Raw genomic sequence first — 21326 nt, 5'->3', positions numbered from 1 at the left:
ATCGGAACTATTAAATCTCACGATATAAAACCAATCATTCTTAAATCGGATCCCACAACTCATAATTTGACTTATCATTCATCATTAATGTCCTCCTAGCCCCGATAGCAATGGTTACCCCGCAGCTTGGGTGGAGAGCCTTGGGCTTCGCTCAGGGTGAGAGCACTGGCGAGAGGAGTATGAATGGATAGCGGGATACAGCTCCTCTTATTATCCATTATTCATTAACCATCCATTTATCTATATTATTCTGAAATCATTAGTTAACTTTTATTCAAATAGCGGGGATTTTTTATTTTTTAATTCGAAAATTGTGTAACTTAGTAATATCAAATGATTACGAATCTAAAGATATATACTATGAAAAAACATTTATTCCCTTTATTTTTACTGCTATTAGGTGTGAATGCACAAGCACAACAGGATTTCTTTGCGATTACAGGAAAAGAAAGTCAAAGTATTACTTTCAATGATTTTCGTGCAATTGATGGGATTAACGGAACTTCAGGAGAGAAGTATTTTACAGCAGATTCTGCAGCCAAAGTATTTTCGCAAACCAGAAAAGGCATTGTAGCGGAAGACAAAAATTCTTACAGCAATTCTCAAGCCGTAACTTTAGCTGCTCTTGCATATGATTCTTCAAATAATAATCTGGTGTATATGCCAATGTTTTCATCGAATATCTATGTATTGAATCCCAAGACAAAGGAAATCACTTTAGTGGAAAACAATGTTGCAAGAGTATCGTCCTGCGATATTAACTCTCATATTACCAGAATGACAACCGGATATAACGGGAAAATTTATGCGGTAAATAATGCAGGAACACAGTTTTTGGAAATCAGCAGAAATGGTGAACAATATGTAGTAAATGACCTTGGTATTATTAAAGATGATAACTCTAATGGACGAAATTCATTTACGGCGATGGAAACTGGATTTGGAGGTGATATGATTGCTGATGCGGATAATAACTTTTATATTTTCGCTGCTTCAGGAAATGTTTTTAAAGTTCTTACAAAAGATTTAAAAGCTAAATTTATCGGTAAAATTGCAGGTATTCCAGATAACTATTCAGTAAATGGTTCTGCAGTAAATGCTCAGGGCAAAATTGTAATAGCGAGTGCAAAAGGAGGTGCTTTATACGAGGTAGATCTGGCTACTTTGCAAGCTAAGCAGCTTCCGGGAGAGCAGGGACTGCATATTTATGATTTGGCAAGTAAATATTTTGCTAACGATAAATCTTCAGTATCCAATAGCCTGAACGCCAATCTTGATATTTATCCAACAAGAGTAGATGAACACTATATCAACGTCCATGTTAATAATAATGTAAAAGGTAGTATTAAACTGAACATTTTCGATATGGCTGGTAAAAATGTAATGATTCAGAATCTGTCTGTGAAAGATGGCTCATTAGATGAAAAAGTATATCTTAATGGATTGGTAGCCGGAGCTTATATTGTAAATATAGCTGATGAATCAGGAAAAATACTATTCAATAAAAAGATTCTGGTAACGAGATAATAGAGTCCTATGGCTCAGAATATAAAGACCTTTTCAAATTGTTTTGAGAAGGTTTTTTAATGATTATTTGATCTTCAATAAGTTTTATTTTTCGATATTAAAATGTACTTTTATAAAAAAATATAGATGAAACTATACTTTAATGTAGGATATGTTGTAAAAGCAGGAGAAAATTTGCAGCTGGTATTTGGTGAAGATGAGAATGCCTTACATATCCATACTATGTTTTATGCGGAGAATGGTGTATGGAAATGTGAAGTAGACTATTTCTCAAAATTCATTTCTTATCATTATCGCGTGGTGAATGAAAAAGGAAATGTAGTAAGAGAAGAATTTGTGGGACATCATTTGAGTTTCCCCCATAATTATAAGGAGTTTGTCATTTTTGACGAATGGAATAATAAAAACTTTCCTGAGAATTATTTAAACAATAAAATCCTTTACAATAAACTGCATGATTTTGTTCCCGATAAAGTAACAGTTTTAAAAAAACATACCCATCTGTTCAGAATAGAGGCTCCTATTTATAATCCGGATTGGAAGATTGTCCTTTTTGGAAGTACAGCATCTTTAGGAAATTGGAACTATGACAAAGTTGTTCATCTGCATCAGACAGATTTTGGGATGTGGGAAACTTCTGTCGAGATTCCTGAAAATGAATTTATCCAATTTAAATATTGTATTTACGATACCCAAGAAAACAGGGTTATAGATGTAGAAACAGGTGAAAACAGATTTACTGTGGCCAATCCATTGAATGATGTACTGCAGATTGTTTCCAACCATTATTTTAGATTTAAAGGCTATCAGATGTACCATGATGCCGGTGTTGCTGTTCCGGTATTCTCTCTGAGAAGCGAGGATGGATTTGGAGTAGGTGAATTTGCAGATATTAAAAAACTGGCAGATTGGACGAAAGAAACCAATCTTGGTATTATTCAGATTCTTCCGATCAATGATACAACAGCGAATTATTCATGGACAGATTCCTATCCCTATGCTGCCGTATCTGTATATGCTTTGCACCCACAATATATTTCTTTAGAAAACCTTGATTATTCTTTACCGAAAGAATTAGTTAATGAGTATCTGTCTGAAAAAGAGAAGTTAAACACTCTGGATCTGATTGATTATGAAAAGATGATCGAAAGCAAATGGAAATATCTTACAGCAGTTTTCAATAAGGAAAAAGACAAAATTTATAAGGACAGAAACTTCAAAAAATTCATCAAGGATAATGAATACTGGCTTGTTCCTTATTCAGCTTTCTGTGTTTTAAGAGATAAATATAAGACCCCAAACTTCAACGAGTGGAAAACCCACAAAAAATATATTGCAGGAAAAATCTTACAGTTTTTTACAACGAAAAATAAAGATTATGATACCTCAATGCTTCACGCCTGGGTACAGTATCAACTGCATATACAACTTAAAGATGCCGTTGATTATACCCATAACCTGGGAGTTTCGTTGAAGGGAGATCTTCCCATCGGTATCTACAGATATTCTGTAGAAGCCTGGACAGAACCGGAATTATTCGGAATGGATTTCCAGGCTGGGGCACCTCCTGACCAGTTTACAGAGCTGGGGCAAAACTGGGAATTCCCAACTTACAACTGGGAAGCCATGAAAGCAGACGACTACAGATGGTGGAAAAATAGATTCAAAGCTCTTGAACAGTATTTTGATGCCATGAGAATTGACCATATTTTAGGCTTCTTCAGAATATGGAGGATGCCTATTTCTGCCGTACAAGGAATTTTAGGATACTTTTATCCGGCTGTTCCTATTGTTGTGGAGGAATTCAAAGCCTGGCAGATTCCATTCAATTTTAACAGGTACTGTAAGCCTTTTATCAACAACGAGATCTTATGGGAATATTTTGGAGAAGAAAATGGGAAAGCTCTTGAATTTATGAACCGTAATGAAGACGGTACTTATACTTTCAAAGAAGAATTTGATACCCAGAGAAAGCTAGTCAACTTCTTTAAGAAAAAATCATATGGTACTCTTGAAGAAAAATTGGTTTCTCTCTGCGCCAATGTTTTGTTTTTAACAGAAGAAAGAAATGGGAAAACGGTTTATCATCCTAGATTCAATGTTTACAATACAGAGTCTTATAAATACCTTCCGGAGTCCGAACAGAAAAGCATTTATGATTTGTACCACGACTATTTCTTCAGGAGACAGGATCATTTATGGTTTGAAAAAGCTATGGAAAAACTTCCGGTTATCTTGAACGCTACCAAAATGCTGATCTGTGGCGAAGATTTGGGAATGGTTCCTGCCTGTGTATCTGTTGTGATGGATGAATTGGCTATTATAGCCCTTAAGGTACAAAGAATGCCTGCCGAAAATATACCATTCTATAATCCTAAGAATGCCAATTATATGAATGTGGTAACTGCTTCTTCCCACGACAGTTCAACCTTGAGACAATGGTGGAAAGAAGATCGTGTACTTACGCAGAAATATTATAATCAGCAGCTGATACAATACGGAAAAGCTCCTGAAGAGCTGAACCCTCACCTTGCAGAAATCATTATGAAGCAGCATTTATATAATGAGGCTATGCTTGCTATATTCCCGATTCAGGAATTCTTTGCAACAGATGTAGAGCTAACCAATAAAAAAATGGATAACGAAAGAATTAACAATCCTGCCGTTTTTCCACATTACTGGCGTTATAGAATGCACATAAAGCTGGAAGACCTGAAAGAGAAAAAATCTTTCAATAACAAAATTGCCCATTGGATAAAAGATAGTGGGAGGATGTAAATTTAACACCTGATTATCAATTAGTTAATAATATTTTAAAAGAAGTTTGATCTTATGATTTAACTTCTTTTTTTTATTTGTATCAAAAAGATAGAATTAAGATATTCTGCTATATATTAACCAATTAACGACTATAGAAATGAAAAAAATATTTTTGGGATTAGCTCTTGGGTTAGGCGTTTTGACGTCAGCTCAGCAGTATCCGAATAATGGTTGGGATGATGATGGTTATTATCAGAATGATGGAGGTTATTACAATGATGAAGATGACAGGAATTATTTCCCTGACGATTATTATTACAATTATCCTCAGGACTATTATCCAAGTAATTATTACCAAAGCTACTATAACGACTACAGAGGAAGTATTATTAATATCGACTGGAACGGGTTTTTCGTACAGAACAGATTAAACAGATGGCAGGTAGATCAGATTATGAGATTGAATAATCTGTATGCAAGTTTTACAGTATGGAATAATTTCTATAGATATAATCCGGATAGATGGTATTATGACAGGTTTTATGCTTTGGAAAGAATTTTAGGACCAAGAGTATTTGTTGTTTTCCAAAATAACTATTACAGAGGTTCCAGCCCGATTGTATATTTCCAGAATTACAGAAGATCCTATTATGTTCCGAGATATACGGTAATGCCTAGATACAGAAATATCAATATCAATATTTACAGGGTAGACCGATCAAGATTCCGCAGAATGGATAATCCTACTTTTGATATTATCAGAAGAGACAGCAGACCTGACAATGGTTTCCGAAACACAAGAAGTAATGGAGATAATGGAGGATTCCGAGGTAATAACGGAAGTAACAATAATTCAGGTTTCAGAAATGACAATAACGGAGGATTCAGAAACAACAATGGAGGTGGCTTCAGAGGGAATTCTGATAATGGAGGAAATAGAGGGAATTCAAATAATGGAGGCTTCAGAAATAGCAATGGAGGTGGTTTCAGAGGAAATAATGAAGGAAGAGAAGCTCCGAAAAGAGAAAATAATGGCGGATTCAGAGGAAATAATGGAGGCTTCAGACAGAAATCTGAAAATGCTGCTCCAAGACAAGAGAACCGTGGTAATAGCGGTGGCGGTTTTAGAGGCAGTTTAGTTAGGAATTAATTTTCATATATTATATTTAAGTGGTGTGAAGGGCAGGTTTTTATAATCTGTCCTTTTTTTTGTTGTTTTTGTAATTTATTTTAGTTAAAATTTAACATTATTTATGAATTTGTTAATTTAACTTGTGTTTTAATTCATAATCAAAAAGATATAATAACAAAATAACAATTAATTAAATTTTAAAAAGATGAAAAAATTAGTTTTAGCAATAGCATTTATCGGAATGGGAAGTTTTGCAATGGCACAACAGACAACAACTCCACAAGACAGACAGGCAAGAGCCGTTGAAATGAAGCAGAGAATGGAGCAGAAACAACAGGAACGTTTGGACCAGATGCAAAAAGATCTTAATCTTAACGCATCTCAGGTAGCTCAGATAAAAACGCTTCAGGATAAAAGAAAAGCTGAAATGAAGGCGGAATTTGACAAAAATAAGGTAGACAGACAAGCTAAAATGCAGGAAATGCAGGCCAAAAGAGCACAAATGGATGCTGATATGAAAAAAATCCTTACTCCTGATCAATATGATAAATGGCAGGCTGACAGAAAAGCAAAAGCAGAGAAAATGAAGATGGCTATGAAAGAAAGAAGAATGATGAAAAAGCCGATGAATACGGGAACTGCTGAAGTAAAATAACAGTTTGTAATTTTAGTTTTTTAATGTGTTAAGGATGGATGTTTTTCCATCCTTTTTGTATTAATTTTCTTTAAAACTTTTGATTTCGGGCTTTTATTCCCTATTTTTGAATATAAATTTAATACTTATGGTTAGCGAAAAAATTGCGAAATTAATTAACGAACAAATTGCCCACGAACAATACGCCGCTCAATATTATCTTTCAATGTCTGCATGGTTTTCTGGAAAAGATCTGGATGGAATTGCCAACTATTTCAGAGTGCAGAGTAAAGAAGAATTGATGCACGCAGATAAAATGTTTGATTATTTGAATGATGTAGGCGGGGAAATTATCATCGGAGAAATTCCAAAACCTCCACATGAGTTTGAAAATGCAACTGATATTTTTGAAAAAGCATTGGCTCATGAGAAAATAGTAACTAAAAGTATTTTCAATATTGTAAAGAATGCTAACGAAGAGGGAGATTTTGCAACAACATCATTCCTGCAGTGGTTTATCAACGAACAGGTAGAAGAAGAAGCGAGTGCTTCTCAATACGTAACAAAAATCAAAATGGTATGTGATAATCCATCCGCATTATACCTTTTTGACCAGGAATTGTCTCAGAGAGTATTTACTCCTACGACAACAGCGTAAGATTGAAAATTCTTCAAAATATTAAACCGTTATCCTCTGGGATAGCGGTTTTTTATTATATAATGATAAAATCTATCTCTTAGGAGTCTGCCTTTGTAATCGCACCGCAGAAATAAAAACTACTGCTCCCAATACAAAACTTAGAAACATTGATTTTACAATGTTTTCAGTGGGGAAATGATGATCATCTTCTGTAACAGGCGGATCTAAACAATCAACAATATTATAAATGACCATGGCAGAAAATAACATCATGATCAGGCTTATTGCAAAGGAATTTAAATATATTCTCATGGTTGGTTAGTTGTATTCAAATATAATCAAAGACTATATTTTTATTCGTACAAAATAAAAATAGTTAATCCTTTTATATTTTGAAGAGTTTTTTATGAGAATTATTATAATAACCTTTCGGTACTGTATAGAGTTATAGATAAATAATCTGAGTTTTAAGAACTTTTTTGCCCAGACGCTCCAGAATATTTTTATATCCTTCTACCTGCGCTTCATCTTTAGCCTTTTGTTCACCGGTTTTAAAATCTACAATGATATAACCTTCCGGACCCTTTAAAATACGGTCTGGTCTGAATATATGGCTTTCTCCTTTTTCAGAGATCATAATATCTTTTTCGTTGATTACTTCCCATTTCTCATCAAAGAACTCTGCATAAGTTCTGACAATTTCCTGTAGGGTAACCTGTATTTCATTTTTCTCTTCCAGTGTAATTTGTCCTTCTAAAGCATATCCGTCCAAAACCTTGATGATATCCTTCTCAGTATTGATTTTTGATAAAAGCTCATGGACAAAAAGCCCGATTCTTACCTTTTCATTTCGTACCTGATAATTTTTTGACGGCGTAGCAATCTTGATAGAAGTACTTTTTTCATTGACATTTTTCAGATCCTGAATATTCTGGGTTTTAAATAATGAACTTTTATCTTTAGAATGTTTCTTCAGCATCTCAGGATTTACTTCATACACATCAAATTCATCAGCCTGTTCCGCGTTTTTTGCCTGAAGGAATTCTAAAATTTCCAGATTGTTAGACGTTTTATTTGCTTTTTGCAGATAGAAAAACAGTTGTTCAACAGGTCTCGTGGTAGCCACATACTGCAGGCACAATCTGTCAATTAGGTTTTTGTAAGCATTTTTACTGTTGAAAAACAGAATCTCTTCATCATAGGCTTCCAGATTTTTGCTGAACTGATTGATATTCACTGATTTTAATGCTTCACTTTCATTCGTATCAAACCAGTTGGTAAATTCACTGTCACGGTTTTTATTCATCATAGGAATAAAAACAATGGGAAATTCCAGACCTTTAGACTTGTGAATGGTCATGATTTGGATGGCATCAATGTTTTCCGAAGCCTGTATAGTGTATGACGAAGCTTCTTCATCCCAATATTTCAAAAACTCTTTGGTACTGGCTCCCGCATTCTGCGTGAAGTTGAAAAGCATTTCCAGAAAGTTCAGTAAAAAGTCTGTTTCTTTGTTTTCAACAGAAAATTCGTTGATGTAATATTCAATAAAATTATACAGATTGAATCTCGGGAAATTATCCTGTTTAAGCTGTAGTAGATATTTCTCCTGAATGAATTGTAATATTTCTTCATGCCCCTCAATATTCAGAATTTCTTTCATTCCCAAAGTGAAATCCGGCATATGAATTTTCCCCAGTGTATTCAGATGATACATCATCATGATCAGGCAGGTTTTATTCTTAGGATTGAGTTCCCAGCGGAGGAACTCTATAACAGCCTTTAAAGTATTGGAAAGTTCCAGTGTAAGACCCTTATCAGAGATTGTTTTAATATTGGTTTCCTCTCCTTTATACTTAACCTTTAAATTTCCCAGTTTTTGAGAATAGCTGAAAATATCAAAATTTCCGCGGCAAAGGATCGTAATATCAGAGAATTTAAAGCCATTATCCAAACATTCCTGGATATCTTTTTGCATTCTTTCCGAAGTATCAGTATAAAACTCTTCATTCGTAAGATTTTTGATCAGATTTACCTTTACCCGTCCATCCATTTTGGATTTTGGATTTTGCTCAGCATCTGCCCCGAAAATATTCTTATGCTCTTCCAGCAATCCTTCAGAATGAAAACGATACAATTCATTATTGAACTGTACAATATTTCGGGCACTTCTCCAGTTGTCTTTTAATACCAGAAGATCAGCCTCTTTTGGAGAGAACTCTTTTTTGTTGATAATATCCAGCATCAACTTACTTTCTCCACCACGGAAGCGGTAAATACTCTGCTTGGGATCACCCACCAATGTGAAGGAAGTATATTCCGAAGAAACACTGTGATCTCTCAGCGGAACAAAATTCTGCCACTGCAGTTCCGATGTATCCTGAAACTCATCAAAAAAATAATGCTGAAACTGTGAACCTACTTTTTCATAAATAAAAGCAGAAGGTTCATTTTTAAGATTTTCATTAATCAGGATATTAAACTTAGAAAGAAGAACAAGATCATTTTCCTCCTCAATTTTTTGAAGTTCATCCTGAATATCTTTATTAACCTTTAAAGGAAGAAGAGCAGACAAAACTTTCTCTTTCTTCTGAGTTTCAATGTACAGAACAATAAGTTTCATCCTATTGTCAAGAAGCTGATCAAGAATCTCCAAAATATCGGACTCTTTATGCTTTGATTTTGAAGAAGCTCCTTTCCTGTAATTGTTAATCACAGATTCTTCCTGGGTGGTTGGAAAAGGAAAACCGGCCCTTTTCTGTTGATAAAAATCGATGACCTTAGTAAAGAAACCTCCGATTCCGTTTTTACCCTGGGCAAAATCTTCAATTTCTATATTTCTTGATTTGAATAATTCAATGGAGTGGGCTGCCAGTTCAGCAGACTGCTTTTTGTTTTGTACGATTTCTTTACGGAGTGTATTCTTTATATTCTCATAATTGGCATCATCAAAACTTTTGTTGCTTTTCAGATGTTCGTAGTGAATATCTTTTACAAATTCCTTAGCCGAATCATAAAGGTTTTTATTAAGATTAATCCTTTCATTGTTTTCAAGACTGTAGTCTACATAATCCATGAAAGAATTGGAAATCTTTTCATTCTCACCGATCTGATCCAGCATTTTATCAACCGCTTCTATCAGAAATGGTTCAGCTTCAATTTCAAGATTGAAATTTTTGGCCAGTCCCAGTTCATAAGAAAAGCTTCTTACCAGCCTTGAATTAAAACGGTCAATCGTTCCGATATTCAATGTGGAATAATTGTGGAGAACATAGTCAAGCAATTTTTTTGAACGGTGGTAAAGTTCATCAATGGTAATTTTTAAACCCTGTTCTTCAAATGCTTTCTGGATATTTTTCAGATCTGTATTCTCTGTATACTCTTTAGATGAAAAATTTCCCAACCATGATAAAATTCTTTCCTTCATCTCGTTGGCTGCTTTATTGGTAAAAGTCAGGGCGAGAATATTCCTGATCGACTGCTGTTGATTAGGATAGCGGAGACAGATCATCAGAAGCCTTTGTACCAGGGCATACGTTTTCCCGGATCCGGCAGAAGCATTGATGACTGTGTAAGAATTTTGCATTGTAAAAAGAGAATTGAGACTGCAAGTTAGCTAAAATTTAAAAGAAACTTTAACAATTTAATCAGGCTATTTAACAGTTTAGAAGGCAAAAATCAAAAAGAAATATTAAAACGCGTTAACTGTGGTTAAACTTATGGGATAAATTAAAAATAATTTTAGCTTTGCTCTATAAAAAACAGCCCGTGAAACTTAAACTATACTTTTTCTTATCCTTTATTCTTTTTATCCATACCCATGCCCAAAGCTATATATTTGGTAAGATTACTTCCGAAAACGGTACTGAAATGCAGGATGTGAATGTAGTTAATATCAGAACGGACGAGATCGTAGTTTCCAACCGGGACGGACATTTTATGATTTCCGGAAAACAGGGAGATGAATTACGTTTTATAAAAGCAGGTTATGAACGTCTGACAAGAAAAGTTACTCAGGAAAATACCCAGTCTCCTATGAATATAAATATGGTTCGGCAAACCATTGAGATCCCTGAAGTAGAAGTGAAACAAGGGCTTACCGGAAACCTGAAAATTGATTCAAAACTTTATAATAAACCTAAAAAGGTAGAAAAATTAATCAAAGACATTGATCAGTATATTGCTCAGAAATCAGATCCTAGAATACTGGCCGCAAAACCTGGAGAATTTGTACAGCCGAAAGGCCAAGGATTTTCTATAGGGAAAGTTAAAGATAAATGGGATGATGTAGATCTAATGAAATACATCAGGGCAAGCCTGGGTGACGATTACTTTACCAATCTTAAAATAGAGAAACCTCTGATAGATCATTTCATTTATTATGTTTTTGCAGGCGGCTTCGAAAGAAAGAAAATTCTGAAATACGGATTCTGCAGCGATGCGGATCTGAACAGGTTTCAACGTTTTGTTCTGACAAGGATTTCTTCTTACCGTGCTCCACAAACTCAAAGATAAATGGAAAAAAGATATATCAATAGATTTTTATTTCTCGTGCTTTTTTGTATCACTTCAGGATTGTGGGGACAGCAGAAAATATCAGGGAAAGTTATTACAGGAGATGAACTGGATTTTGCTCCTGTACTCATCGTTAATATTTCAGGAAACAAAAGCATATTAAGTGATATGTCCGGAAAATTTGAGATCGAAGCCAAAGAAAATGATGAAATCAGATTTGTCAAAGAAGGATATTACCGGGTTGATAAAAAAATTACGAATGAAGATCTCAGCTCTCCCTTAAATATCATTTTGAAAAAAATGGAGATACAGATCCCTGAAGTGAAAATTAAGTACAGACCTACCGGAAATCTGGCAAAAGACAATCAGCATTTGAATGAATCCAGAAAACTTCAGTCCTTAAAATCAGATATGGAGGAATATATGAGAAGCCCGCTGAATCAACCCTTACCCAATAATACGCTGTCAAAAACTTTTACAGGACATGATTTTAATGTGGGGCAGGTTAATTTGTTTGGCGTATTTAATGCTGTATCAGGTTTAGTAAAGAAAGCAACAAAGCCTAAAATTACTAAAGCGAATTACAATGAAACCCAGGATTTCCTACGCAGAGTAAAAAATGAAATAAACCTGAGTTTCCTGAAAAAATACGGAATGGATGAGGAACAGATTGATACATTTCTGCTGTATGCCGATAAGACCCGTTCATTGGCAAAAAGATACCGTAAGGATTTTAGTATCGATGTCGTTGAATACGAGCTTAAAATTGCCTTCGGGGAATACAGTAAAACGAACAAATTAGAAGGAAGTCAAGATAATACTTATAAAAATTAGAAGTTGGACTATATCACTGAAAATACTGAAACATCCGGGCAAAGAAAAATTTTTCTCTTCCTGATGCTTCTGTGCAGTACTTTCTTTTTTTCTCAGCAGACAGTGACGGGACGAATAGTGGAAGATAATGGAGAGAATTTGAGTAAAGTAATTGTTATCAATATGTCTACTGACAAGAAGGTATATTCTGATGCAGAAGGAATATTTTCTATTGAAGCCAGGCCTAATGATGAACTGAGATTTGTAAAAGAAGATTTCAACAGAACATCCAGAAGGGTCCTCACCAATGGTACCAATTTACCTCTGTTTATTACTCTTTATCAGATTCCGAAAGATGTGGGTGAGGTGAAGATTGTTAAAAAACTTACCGGAGATCTGGAAGCGGATTCCCGGATTGTAGCAAAAGTAGATAAAGGAGAACAGGTGAGAGATGCTGTAGGTCTTCCGCAGCCGGTAGGAAAAATGAGAGAAAAACCCGCTGAAGTAAAAAGTGTTCTTTTGCCGATACTCTTAGGAAATCTGAATGTTCAGGGAGTTTATGATCTGATAAGCGGTAAAGCCAGAAGACAGAAAAGACAATATAGATATGACGATCTTCAGGAACATGTTGCCTGGATTCGGGACAGGATAGATGATGATTATTTTGTAAAAGCCGGAATTCCAGCCGACAGAATTTCAGAATTTATTCAGTTTTCATTTTTAGCAAAGCCTCAGGTGAGAACCTATGTGAAAGCAAAAAATCTTTCAGGCGTAATGTTGAGGTTAGAAGAAACAGTGCCGCTTTTTATGGAGAGACTGAAGCAAGATTAAAAGTAATTTAAATGTTAATAAATTCTTAAAATATTGGAATAGAAATTGATACAGTCTAATGGTAACAACCCAAATTCACAAGTTTTATGAATAAAAATATTTTTGCAGTGGCTATAGCCGCCTTAGGTTTTGTGATTGGTCTTGCATTTTTAGGAAATGCTATAAAGAACAGGAATAAATCTGAAAACACAATTTCCGTAACAGGGCTCGGTACAAAACAATTTACTTCAGATCTGATTACCTGGTCCGGAAGTTTTTCCAAAAATAATGTAGATCTGAAATCGGCTTATGATGAGCTTGCGACAGACAGAAAAGTAATTAATGATTATCTGCTTTCAAAAGGGATACAGCAGAAGGAGATTGTATTTTCCTCCGTGGATATTCAAAAACAATTCAGAAGTTATAATGATGCTAACGGAAACTATGTGCAGGGAGAATTCTCCGGTTATAATCTTACCCAAAAAGTTTCTATTGAAAGCAAAGAAGTTGGCAAAATAGAAAATCTTTCCAGAAATATTACCGAAATTATCAACCGCGGGATTGAATTCACTTCTTCTTCACCTGCTTATTTTTATACTAAATTGGCTACCGTGAAGCAGGAAATGATTGCGAGTGCTACAAAGGATGCCAAAGAACGCGCTGAAAAAATTGCGGAAAATTCAGGAAGTGATCTGGGAAATCTGAAGAAAGCTACAATGGGAGTGATTCAGATTACAGCACCCAACTCTAATGAAGACTATTCTTATGGCGGAACTTTCAATACTTCATCCAAAGAAAAAGAAGCCAGTATTACCATCAAACTGGAGTATGAAGTAAATTAATATAAAATACCAGTAAAAGAAAAGCGCCGGAAAACTATTCCGGCGTTTTATATTTTAATGATAAATGATATCAAGAATCTCTTTTTTAACATCCTCCACATTTTCAGGAGTATAATTGGCCAGCAGCCATAAATTCAAAGATTTTTTTCCTTCACCATAACTAGGCTGTATATGATTGGTATCAATAAGCGTGAAATTATTTCTCTGATAAAAAGAATAACGTCTTGATGCATCTTCACTCAATTCTGCAGGCTCAATTTCCAGGATAATATGGGGGTAATTGTCTGATAGATGATTCATAATATGAGAACCCAGTTTTTTACTTCGAAATGATTCAAATACTTCGAAATGCTCTACAAAAACAAAAGAACTCAGCTCCCAAAGGATGAGGTAGCCAATAGCTTCTGATTCATGGATAACAGACATGAATTTTACATAGGGATTTGAAAATAAGCTTTCAAACTGATCTTTATCTCTTTGCTCGTCTACAGGAAAAGTGGTGGTATAAGAAGTATAGATTTCCTGAACTCTATGATCTTCAGCAGAAGTAATGGGTGAAAATTCCATAATTTATAAATCAAAGACACTGGGTCTTCTGGTGATAAAAATATCTTTAATCCAAAGTGTAAATGCCAATCCCAGATAGATCAGAAAGAAAAATCCAGCGGTTGCAAAAGTAGAGTAGATGAAGAAAATTCTCAATTTAGAAACAGGAATTCCCAGTTTGGCACCTGTTCTAGTCAGTACACCAAACCATTCTCTTTCCATTTTATGACGGATATTACTCAGCATTTTTCAGATTGTTATTTAACAGTTTTGAATCCAATACTGCAAGTTAAGGATTTTTTTTGACAACGATTTTTAGGTGATTTGAACTTTTCAATACATTCATTCTTTTAAAAGTTTGAATCCAATAGCGCAGGACAAACAGTTCTTCGGCTCACAACAGGTCTTGTGATGATAAATCAGGCTTTGGCTTTCTAAAGCATTATTCACTTTCAAACCCAGCTTTTCCCAGTTTTTAATAACCGTATTTTTTTCAGCAGAAATAGTGCTGTAACGTTCAATGATTTCATCGGCAATTTCTTCGTGATGATTTTTTTGGTAGGCATATTGTAATGGAAGTACAGTGTTTAGAATGAGAAGATCAATGAAATCTTTACTCAATGCTTTAGGCTGTACTTTGGAAATACTTCCGAAATTAAAATGAAAATTCCAGTACTCAGAGGCTTTTACAGATTTGAAAATGTCATACAGCTGCTCTGTGCTTTTCGCTTCCATAATTTTTGAGAATAAATGCTGATGTTTGTAAAGGTCTGCTAATTGTGACAATCGGATGGTAGGGAAATTGGGAGGTCTTAATCTTAAAAATTTAGGATGAAACTTTAAATCAGAAACTGGAAATTTGGCTTTAATGAATTCAAATTCTCTTTTCCATATTTTCATCTGCCCGTCCTGTGGATCATCCAGCCATCCTGAAATTCCGAACAATAAGGCTTCAAGCTGAAGGGGATTCTGACGGATTTTATTAATAATCCTGTACTCTACACTTTCTGCAATCTGCCGGAAAATAAGGGCATTTACTTTTAAGCCAAATGAATAGGCAAAACTGTGAAATAAAACAGCCTCGAAATTATTTTTGTATTGATGTAAACTCTGCTCAATCTCCAAGGATTTTTCATCCAGTTTTTTCAGAATATTCTCTTCATGGAAGTTGAACGGTATTTTTTTTGGGTCAAAAATATTTTCACAGGCAATAAATTGATCTCCGTTATTGAGTTTTTCATATCTCCAAAGGATATTTTTATCGATATAGTTTTGCAGCTCCAGTGTCGGAACCCGTTTTTCGGTAAGGTCATGAATTTCTATGTCGTGCTGAAAAACAACATGAAGAATGATATTCTGATAATTGGGATCTATGGAATGATGGTGGAAAATCCAGTCTGAGGAACGGATATGCAGTTCTATGTTTCCTGCGAGAAGTAAGCCGTTGATTTTGATTTTGGCGTCCAGAAAATCGGGACCAGCGTTTTTATTCCATTTTCCGAAATGGATGATCTCAACGGAATTTCCTTCAATATCTTTGAAGTCAAAATATTTGAAAACCTTATAGTTCCAAAGATATTGAAGTAGTTTTTCCGTCATAAGTGTGACGTAAATATAATAGAAATATTATACTTTCGTCAGCTCCTTATTAAAATTTTCTATGGTCGTTCTATACATTTTCTCATAGATAGGAAGAATGTTTTTCAAATCGAATTTTATGGCCTGATCTTTCGCATTTTGCTTCATTTTGGCTAAAAGTTCATCATTGCTCAACAGCTTGATCGTATAGTTGCTCATGGCTTCTACATTTCCGATTTCAGCAAGATATCCGGTTTCTCCCTGAATGTTCACTTCAGGAATTCCTCCTGCATTGGAACTGATTACCGGTGTATATGCTGCCATCGCTTCCAGTGCTGCCAGACCAAAACTTTCCTGCTCCGAAGGAAGAAGAAATACATCCGAAAGCTGTAAGATTTTATACAAATCATTTACCTTTCCTAAAAGACGTATTTTGGAAATAAGCTCCGGGTTTTCTTCTAAAAACTGATTTACTTTTTCCATATCCGGACCTTCACCAATGATGATCAGTTTAGATTTAACTTTTTTCTCCACATTTTTAAAGATCTGGAGTACCTCGTCCACACGTTTTACAGGACGAAGATTGGATACGTGAATCAGGATTTTTTCATCAGGATTGGCAAACTGTGTTCTCTGACACTCAGAGCAGTCATCAAATTCAGAATTGTCAATAAAATTGGTAATCACCTGAATTTCCTTTTTGATGTTGAAGAACTGAAGGGTATCTTTTTTCAGGCTTTCCGAAACTGAAGTAATAGCGTCAGACTGATTGATTGAAAACTCTACAGCATGTTTATAACTAGGGTGCTGGCCTACAAGGGTAATATCTGTCCCGTGCAATGTTGTTACCAACGGAATATCATTATTGTCTTCTTTAAGCATTTGTTTGGCTGTAAAAGCAGCATATGCATAAGGAATGGCATAATGTGCGTGAAGAAGATCCAGTTTATAAAGATTGACAACCCTGTAGATCATCGAGCTTAGCGCAATATCATAAGGCTGATACTGGAAAAGCGGATAGGTCTGAACATTTACTCTATGAAAGAAAATATTCGGGTTGGTGATATCTAATCTTGCGGGAAGTGCAGAACTGATGAAATGTACTTCATATCCTTTATTGGCAAGAGACATTCCTAATTCTGTTGCTACAATTCCGCTTCCCCCATAAGTGGGATAGCAAAGTATGCCTATTTTCATTAGATTATTGTTGTTTTTGATGTTGTATTATTTGATAGTTGTTGAGGTATTGGTAGTAAGTTCTATACCCATTCCCGGTTTTAGCTGGTCATTTACCAGTACAGGAAGTTTTCCCCATATTTTTGTTTTTCCGTTTAATGCATCAGCTGTCGCATTCATTGAATCATCGTTGTTTTCATAAGAAACAAGAACTGTTGAAACTTTTGAAATATCAATATCTTTTAATGCATAAGCACTTCCGAATACATTGAGAATTACATTTTGATTTCTTGTAAGATCGGAAAGTATTTTTTTCGATTCTGCAGATATTTTGTAAGGTTTATAAGCGGTTGAGTTGTCTTTATGGAAACCTACAATAACGGTAGAACCTGCCGGAATCGTAGTAATTTCTCCTGCTTTTTTGATCACCACATTACTTCCTAATCTGTTGGCGAAAGTCTGATAAGGAGCTTCTTCAAGAGGAACATAATATATCTGTTTTCCTGTAAGAGGCAGTAATTTCTTTTCATCTTTTAATAAAGTCAATGCATTGGAATAAAGATTTTGTACCAATTGGATGTGAGAATCATTATTCAAATCAGCATTGATGTTTTCAGGATTTTTTGGGGTGTATTGAGTTAATCCAAGGAAATATTTGGTCAACAGAATTTTCTTCACGCTTTCTTCTACTCTTGATTGAGGAATTTCTCCTTTATCAAGAGCTTTCTGGATGAGTTTTTTACCTTCAGAAACCCCTTGAGAGAAAAGCATAATATCATTTCCTGCTTTAAAAGCCATGGCATCCAGCTCACCTGGTTTGTATTTATTCGCTACAGCGCCCATATTTAAGGCATCAGTAATGATTAAACCTTTATAACCCAGCTTATCTTTTAGTAATCCTGTAATGATATTTTTAGAAACAGAAGCCGGAATTCCTTTTCCTGATTCTAAGCTCGGGACATATAAATGAGCTACCATTACGCCGCCGATTCCTTTATTCATCAACGCTTTAAATGGTGCCAGTTCGACCGTATTAAGCCTGTCAATAGTGTGGGAAACTACAGGGAGATCAAGGTGAGAATCTGTGCTGGTATCCCCATGTCCTGGAAAGTGTTTAATAGCTGCCAGTATATTATTGTCCTGAAGACCATTAGAATAGGATAGGGCAGAGCTGATTACATTATTCACTTCAGATCCAAAACTTCTGTTACCGATAATCGGATTATTAGGATTGGTGTTTACATCCACTACAGGGGCAAAATCCCAATTTATTCCCATTCTGTGGCAATCCTCTGCAATTTTCGCAGCCATCTGATAGACTAGGTTTTTATCCTGGATAGCTCCTAATGTCATTGCCCATGGAAATTTATGAGCCGTGGCAATTCTCTGGTATAATCCCCATTCTGCATCCATCCCGATCATCAAAGGAACTTTTGATTTTTGCTGAAATTCATTCACCAGATTGATTTCTCTTGCTGCATCATCCTGCATTAAAATAAGACCCCCTATTTTATCATTGGCAACAATAGTTCTTACCTGGCTGATATAATCTTCTCCTTTATTGGTATACAGTGCTACAATAAAAAGCTGTCCTAGTTTTTCATCCTGAGAAAGATTTTTGTAGGTTTTATCAACCCATTGCTGAGCTTTTTTCAAATCTTCTTTGGATGCATTTTTTGGCTGATACTGAGCCTTAATCGTAGGGCTTATCAATGCAACAATAAAGAGTGAAGTATATAATAATTTCTTCATGACTTTTTGAATAAGAACAAAAATACAATTAAAAAAATGAGGAAAACAAAGTTTTTGAGATTTTTGGTATATGATTTGAATACGCAATATAAATAATAACTAAACTTTACTAAAAATGAAAAAAATACTTCTCTTTTTATTCCTGGGGGCTGTAGGTTTTACCGCTTATAGCTGTGACAATAGTGATGATGTTGTGGTAGCAAAAGATTATGATACAATAAATCAGTCATTTGATATTAGCCCTAATTTTACAAGAGTTACTGATAATCTTTACAGATGGAGTGATGACTTTAACAGTCCATTAGTACAGTCTGATATGGTGCTTATTTATATGCAGAATGGGACTGACGGAGATTCTCCTGTATGGAAACTTCTTCCTTATACATCGTATGTGGGGAACGCCAATAATGATGCTGTAGATTATATTTTTGATTTCAGCAAGTATGCTGCTACTATTAATATTAACTCTACCAATACATTTAGCTTAACAGCTAACCCAACGTATTATCAGAATAAAAAATTCAGAGTTCTTATCCTTCCTGCAAATGGAACAGGTACAGGTGGTGCGAAAGCGGCTAAAGGTTCTGCTGTAGATTACAACGATTACAAAAGCGTAATTAAATATTACAATATTGACGAGTCTAAAATCAAGACTAAATAATTTAGAATATCTTTTCAGTTTTTTATAATTAAAAAAGCTCCGGGAGAAATATCTCTCGGGGCTTTTGATTTATAAACGTTATGGATAATGATCAGATCATTTGAGTCATGGGTATCGCTGGCGAGAAGATTTCTTGTTAAGAATATTTAGAATGGTATTTTATATACAGAAGCTTTTAGGCTAAAGTATGAACAAGATAAACGGCAAAAGAAAAGCTTCAGAATATTCTGAAGCTTTTCTTTCTATTTTATTTAGTTATCATTGTCATCCAGAAGATGTCCAAAGAAGTCTTTTTTTGTCTGCAGATATCCTTTGCTTATTTCATTAGCCGGAATCTGTAATGGTACTCTTGAATTAAGGTGAATATTGCTGTCTACAACATATTTTACCTTTTCAGGATTATTGGTAAGAAGGTTGATATCTTTTACCTCCAATAGATTAAGGATTTCAATGGCTACGCCAAAGTTTCTGTCATCTGCGGGAAGTCCCAGTTCAAGGTTAGCCTGTACGGTGTCCAGTCCTTTTTCCTGTAGTGAGTATGCCTTCAGTTTGTTAATGATCCCGATGTTTCTTCCTTCCTGTCGAAGGTAGATGATAATTCCACCGTTTTCATGGATATATTTCATTGCAGCATCCAATTGTTGGCCGCATTCACATTTTTTTGAATGGAAAACTTCTCCGGTAATACATTCTGAATGGAAACGAACATTAACTGGTTTTGAGAAATCTGTATTTTCAGCAACGATGGCCATATGAGGCATCCAGTCGTTTTCGTTTTCGGAGAAAGCTATCATTCGGAAAGTGCCGTGCTCTGTGGGAACATTGGCTTCCGCCTGAATTTTAATCATTGATCGTTCAATTAGTTTTTAACTTCCTGGCAAAGTATCTTCAATAACAGAAATATTTGTTTTTAAACGTACAAGATATCTGTTAAGAACTTCATCGTCGTCTCTGTCAAGATTCTGCCTTAGCTTTTGAATTTTTTTGTATGATTTTTCGAAGCTTTTAAGGGCTCTGCTCTTTCCGGCAGAATTACTGGCATCAATAGCATATAAATAATTCTGAAGGCTGTATTTCAAGCTGGTAATCTCATCATTTAATCCGTTGTTTTTAAACTTGGGAAAAGTAGAGATCATATTTGAAATTTCAGAAGCATTTACATTCTGCTTAATATTGATATTAAAATTCTTCTTTGAGCTTCTGTCTGAATCAGATCCTTTAGCATCACTATAAAAATTATTTGACAACGGAGAAAGATTAAGCTTTTCCGTTGCGCAGGAAGATGTTAATATGATAAGTACTCCAAAGAAAAATAGTCGTTTCATTTCTGTTGCCCTTTTTGATAAAGGATTGGGTTAAGACTTTCATCGTTGTACATTTTCATTTGTTTGTACACTTTCATCTTAACGTTACCGTTTTCAATATCAGTAAGCAACTGATCTATAGAAGTTGATAGGTCTTCTTTCTGAGTAAGCAGAACATCCAGTTTAGCCTGGCAGTTGTTTCTGTGTTCTTCAGAAGCGGATTCTCTATTAGCTTCTAACGACATATGATAAACCTTTAATGCAAGAATTGATAGTCTGTCTACTGCCCAAGCGGGAGTTTCCGTATTTATTTTTGCTTCAGGTTTAGGAGTTATATTTTCAAACGTATTAAGAAACCAGCCGTCAATATATTCTACCAGATCAGTTCTTTTCTGATTGGAGGCGTCTATTGTTCTCTTCAGTTGAAGAGCCTCTGCCGGATCAATATTTTCATCTCTAATTATATCTTCCAAATGCCATTGAACGGTATCAATCCAGTTCTTTGCATACAAAATCCGTTCCAAACTATCTTTTTCGAACGGGTTATTAATTAGAGTGTTAACGTCATCAGACACGTGATAGTCTTCAATAGCTTGATTGAAGACTTTCCATGCAGTCTCAGTAAATTTCATTAAT

General features: G+C 35.0%; 20 protein-coding genes. 10 read left to right on the top strand and 10 right to left on the bottom strand.

Features of this window, described 5'->3' with window-relative positions; translation table 11 throughout:
* Window positions 1-360: 360 nt before the first annotated feature.
* The 5 genes from ODR02_RS22740 (at window position 361) to ODR02_RS22720 (ending at window position 6711) form a co-directional block, all read left to right on the top strand.
* Window positions 361-1527, top strand: coding sequence for a T9SS type A sorting domain-containing protein (locus tag ODR02_RS22740; protein ID WP_309513636.1), 1167 nt, complete (start codon window positions 361-363; stop codon window positions 1525-1527).
* A gap of 126 nt (window positions 1528-1653) precedes the next feature.
* On the top strand, window positions 1654-4305 hold the full coding sequence (locus ODR02_RS22735) for a 4-alpha-glucanotransferase (protein WP_309513635.1): 2652 nt from the start codon (window positions 1654-1656) through the stop codon (window positions 4303-4305).
* 139 nt (window positions 4306-4444) lie between these two features.
* Window positions 4445-5437 (top strand): hypothetical protein, encoded by a 993-nt coding sequence (locus tag ODR02_RS22730; RefSeq protein WP_309513634.1) that lies wholly within the window; start codon window positions 4445-4447, stop codon window positions 5435-5437.
* A 187-nt stretch (window positions 5438-5624) separates the two neighbouring features.
* Window positions 5625-6074 carry a hypothetical protein gene (locus tag ODR02_RS22725; RefSeq protein WP_309513633.1) on the top strand — a complete coding sequence of 150 codons (450 nt, stop codon included), beginning with the start codon at window positions 5625-5627 and terminating at the stop codon, window positions 6072-6074.
* A 127-nt stretch (window positions 6075-6201) separates the two neighbouring features.
* Window positions 6202-6711: a ferritin gene (locus tag ODR02_RS22720; protein WP_105684569.1), complete on the top strand. Its 510-nt coding sequence runs from the start codon at window positions 6202-6204 to the stop codon at window positions 6709-6711.
* A gap of 72 nt (window positions 6712-6783) precedes the next feature.
* Here ODR02_RS22720 and ODR02_RS22715 read toward each other — a convergent pair whose 3' ends face one another.
* Together ODR02_RS22715 and ODR02_RS22710 are read right to left on the bottom strand one after the other, a co-directional pair.
* A complete protein-coding gene (locus ODR02_RS22715; RefSeq protein WP_331835787.1) occupies window positions 6784-6966 on the bottom strand; it encodes a hypothetical protein in 183 nt (60 codons plus the stop codon).
* A 172-nt stretch (window positions 6967-7138) separates the two neighbouring features.
* A complete protein-coding gene (locus ODR02_RS22710) occupies window positions 7139-10279 on the bottom strand; it encodes a UvrD-helicase domain-containing protein (RefSeq protein ID WP_309513631.1) in 3141 nt (1046 codons plus the stop codon).
* A gap of 182 nt (window positions 10280-10461) precedes the next feature.
* Here ODR02_RS22710 and ODR02_RS22705 point away from each other — a divergent pair, with 182 nt between their 5' ends.
* The 4 genes from ODR02_RS22705 to ODR02_RS22690 all read left to right on the top strand — a co-directional run bounded on the left by ODR02_RS22705 (window position 10462) and on the right by ODR02_RS22690 (window position 13673).
* The gene (locus ODR02_RS22705) at window positions 10462-11208 is read left to right on the top strand and encodes a carboxypeptidase-like regulatory domain-containing protein (protein ID WP_209786111.1); all 747 of its coding nucleotides are present in this window, start codon (window positions 10462-10464) and stop codon (window positions 11206-11208) included.
* Window positions 11209-12042, top strand: coding sequence for a hypothetical protein (locus ODR02_RS22700; protein WP_209786110.1), 834 nt, complete (start codon window positions 11209-11211; stop codon window positions 12040-12042).
* A gap of 3 nt (window positions 12043-12045) precedes the next feature.
* Window positions 12046-12852, top strand: a complete 807-nt coding sequence (locus ODR02_RS22695; RefSeq protein WP_245169788.1) for a carboxypeptidase regulatory-like domain-containing protein — start codon at window positions 12046-12048, stop codon at window positions 12850-12852.
* Between the two features lie 86 nt (window positions 12853-12938).
* Window positions 12939-13673, top strand: coding sequence for an SIMPL domain-containing protein (locus ODR02_RS22690; RefSeq protein WP_309513630.1), 735 nt, complete (start codon window positions 12939-12941; stop codon window positions 13671-13673).
* 54 nt (window positions 13674-13727) lie between these two features.
* Here ODR02_RS22690 and ODR02_RS22685 read toward each other — a convergent pair whose 3' ends face one another.
* The 5 genes from ODR02_RS22685 to ODR02_RS22665 form a co-directional block, all read right to left on the bottom strand.
* Entirely contained in the window at window positions 13728-14240 is a 513-nt protein-coding gene (locus ODR02_RS22685) for a GNAT family N-acetyltransferase (RefSeq protein ID WP_309513629.1), read from the bottom strand.
* Between the two features lie 3 nt (window positions 14241-14243).
* Window positions 14244-14465, bottom strand: coding sequence for a PspC family transcriptional regulator (locus ODR02_RS22680; RefSeq protein ID WP_034695702.1), 222 nt, complete (start codon window positions 14463-14465; stop codon window positions 14244-14246).
* A gap of 96 nt (window positions 14466-14561) precedes the next feature.
* Window positions 14562-15818 carry a DUF2851 family protein gene (locus tag ODR02_RS22675; RefSeq protein WP_309513628.1) on the bottom strand — a complete coding sequence of 419 codons (1257 nt, stop codon included), beginning with the start codon at window positions 15816-15818 and terminating at the stop codon, window positions 14562-14564.
* Window positions 15819-15845: 27 nt separating this feature from the next.
* Complete coding sequence (gene bshA, locus ODR02_RS22670) at window positions 15846-16994, bottom strand: N-acetyl-alpha-D-glucosaminyl L-malate synthase BshA (RefSeq protein WP_105684577.1); 1149 nt, start codon at window positions 16992-16994, stop codon at window positions 15846-15848.
* A 27-nt stretch (window positions 16995-17021) separates the two neighbouring features.
* Window positions 17022-18725: a glycoside hydrolase family 3 protein gene (locus ODR02_RS22665; RefSeq protein ID WP_209786106.1), complete on the bottom strand. Its 1704-nt coding sequence runs from the start codon at window positions 18723-18725 to the stop codon at window positions 17022-17024.
* 115 nt (window positions 18726-18840) lie between these two features.
* Here ODR02_RS22665 and ODR02_RS22660 point away from each other — a divergent pair, with 115 nt between their 5' ends.
* The gene (locus tag ODR02_RS22660; RefSeq protein WP_209786105.1) at window positions 18841-19386 is read left to right on the top strand and encodes a hypothetical protein; all 546 of its coding nucleotides are present in this window, start codon (window positions 18841-18843) and stop codon (window positions 19384-19386) included.
* Between the two features lie 251 nt (window positions 19387-19637).
* Here the strand turns inward: ODR02_RS22660 and ribA are convergent, their stop codons facing one another.
* Genes ribA through ODR02_RS22645 form a run of 3 tightly spaced genes read right to left on the bottom strand, consistent with a single transcriptional unit; the run spans window position 19638 to window position 21322 of the window.
* Window positions 19638-20234, bottom strand: coding sequence for a GTP cyclohydrolase II (gene ribA / locus ODR02_RS22655; protein ID WP_052198528.1), 597 nt, complete (start codon window positions 20232-20234; stop codon window positions 19638-19640).
* Window positions 20235-20252: 18 nt separating this feature from the next.
* A complete protein-coding gene (locus ODR02_RS22650; protein ID WP_079240316.1) occupies window positions 20253-20711 on the bottom strand; it encodes a hypothetical protein in 459 nt (152 codons plus the stop codon).
* Window positions 20708-21322, bottom strand: coding sequence for a DUF4254 domain-containing protein (locus ODR02_RS22645; protein ID WP_105684581.1), 615 nt, complete (start codon window positions 21320-21322; stop codon window positions 20708-20710). The genes ODR02_RS22650 and ODR02_RS22645 overlap by 4 nt, the downstream gene beginning before the upstream one ends.
* Between the last annotated feature and the right edge of the window lie 4 nt (window positions 21323-21326).

It is taken from the genome of Chryseobacterium sp. CFS2 (assembly GCF_036543225.1).
Lineage (GTDB): Bacteria > Bacteroidota > Bacteroidia > Flavobacteriales > Weeksellaceae > Chryseobacterium > Chryseobacterium culicis_A.
The sequence above is the reverse complement of the archived record's forward strand: the minus strand, read 5'-3'. Positions and strand labels throughout refer to the sequence as shown.

Bases quoted from the DNA above. Each gene is read 5' to 3' on its own strand.
- ODR02_RS22740 (WP_309513636.1), top strand. From the start codon at position 361: ATGAAAAAACATTTATTCCCTTTATTTTTACTGCTATTAGGTGTGAAT.
- ODR02_RS22735 (WP_309513635.1), top strand. From the start codon at position 1,654: ATGAAACTATACTTTAATGTAGGATATGTTGTAAAAGCAGGAGAAAAT.
- ODR02_RS22730 (WP_309513634.1), top strand. From the start codon at position 4,445: ATGAAAAAAATATTTTTGGGATTAGCTCTTGGGTTAGGCGTTTTGACG.
- ODR02_RS22725 (WP_309513633.1), top strand. From the start codon at position 5,625: ATGAAAAAATTAGTTTTAGCAATAGCATTTATCGGAATGGGAAGTTTT.
- ODR02_RS22720 (WP_105684569.1), top strand. From the start codon at position 6,202: ATGGTTAGCGAAAAAATTGCGAAATTAATTAACGAACAAATTGCCCAC.
- ODR02_RS22715 (WP_331835787.1), bottom strand. From the start codon at position 6,966: ATGATGTTATTTTCTGCCATGGTCATTTATAATATTGTTGATTGTTTA.
- ODR02_RS22710 (WP_309513631.1), bottom strand. From the start codon at position 10,279: ATGCAAAATTCTTACACAGTCATCAATGCTTCTGCCGGATCCGGGAAA.
- ODR02_RS22700 (WP_209786110.1), top strand. From the start codon at position 11,209: ATGGAAAAAAGATATATCAATAGATTTTTATTTCTCGTGCTTTTTTGT.
- ODR02_RS22690 (WP_309513630.1), top strand. From the start codon at position 12,939: ATGAATAAAAATATTTTTGCAGTGGCTATAGCCGCCTTAGGTTTTGTG.
- ODR02_RS22685 (WP_309513629.1), bottom strand. From the start codon at position 14,240: ATGGAATTTTCACCCATTACTTCTGCTGAAGATCATAGAGTTCAGGAA.
- ODR02_RS22680 (WP_034695702.1), bottom strand. From the start codon at position 14,465: ATGCTGAGTAATATCCGTCATAAAATGGAAAGAGAATGGTTTGGTGTA.
- ODR02_RS22675 (WP_309513628.1), bottom strand. From the start codon at position 15,818: ATGACGGAAAAACTACTTCAATATCTTTGGAACTATAAGGTTTTCAAA.
- bshA (WP_105684577.1), bottom strand. From the start codon at position 16,994: ATGAAAATAGGCATACTTTGCTATCCCACTTATGGGGGAAGCGGAATT.
- ODR02_RS22665 (WP_209786106.1), bottom strand. From the start codon at position 18,725: ATGAAGAAATTATTATATACTTCACTCTTTATTGTTGCATTGATAAGC.
- ODR02_RS22660 (WP_209786105.1), top strand. From the start codon at position 18,841: ATGAAAAAAATACTTCTCTTTTTATTCCTGGGGGCTGTAGGTTTTACC.
- ribA (WP_052198528.1), bottom strand. From the start codon at position 20,234: ATGATTAAAATTCAGGCGGAAGCCAATGTTCCCACAGAGCACGGCACT.
- ODR02_RS22650 (WP_079240316.1), bottom strand. From the start codon at position 20,711: ATGAAACGACTATTTTTCTTTGGAGTACTTATCATATTAACATCTTCC.
- ODR02_RS22645 (WP_105684581.1), bottom strand. From the start codon at position 21,322: ATGAAATTTACTGAGACTGCATGGAAAGTCTTCAATCAAGCTATTGAA.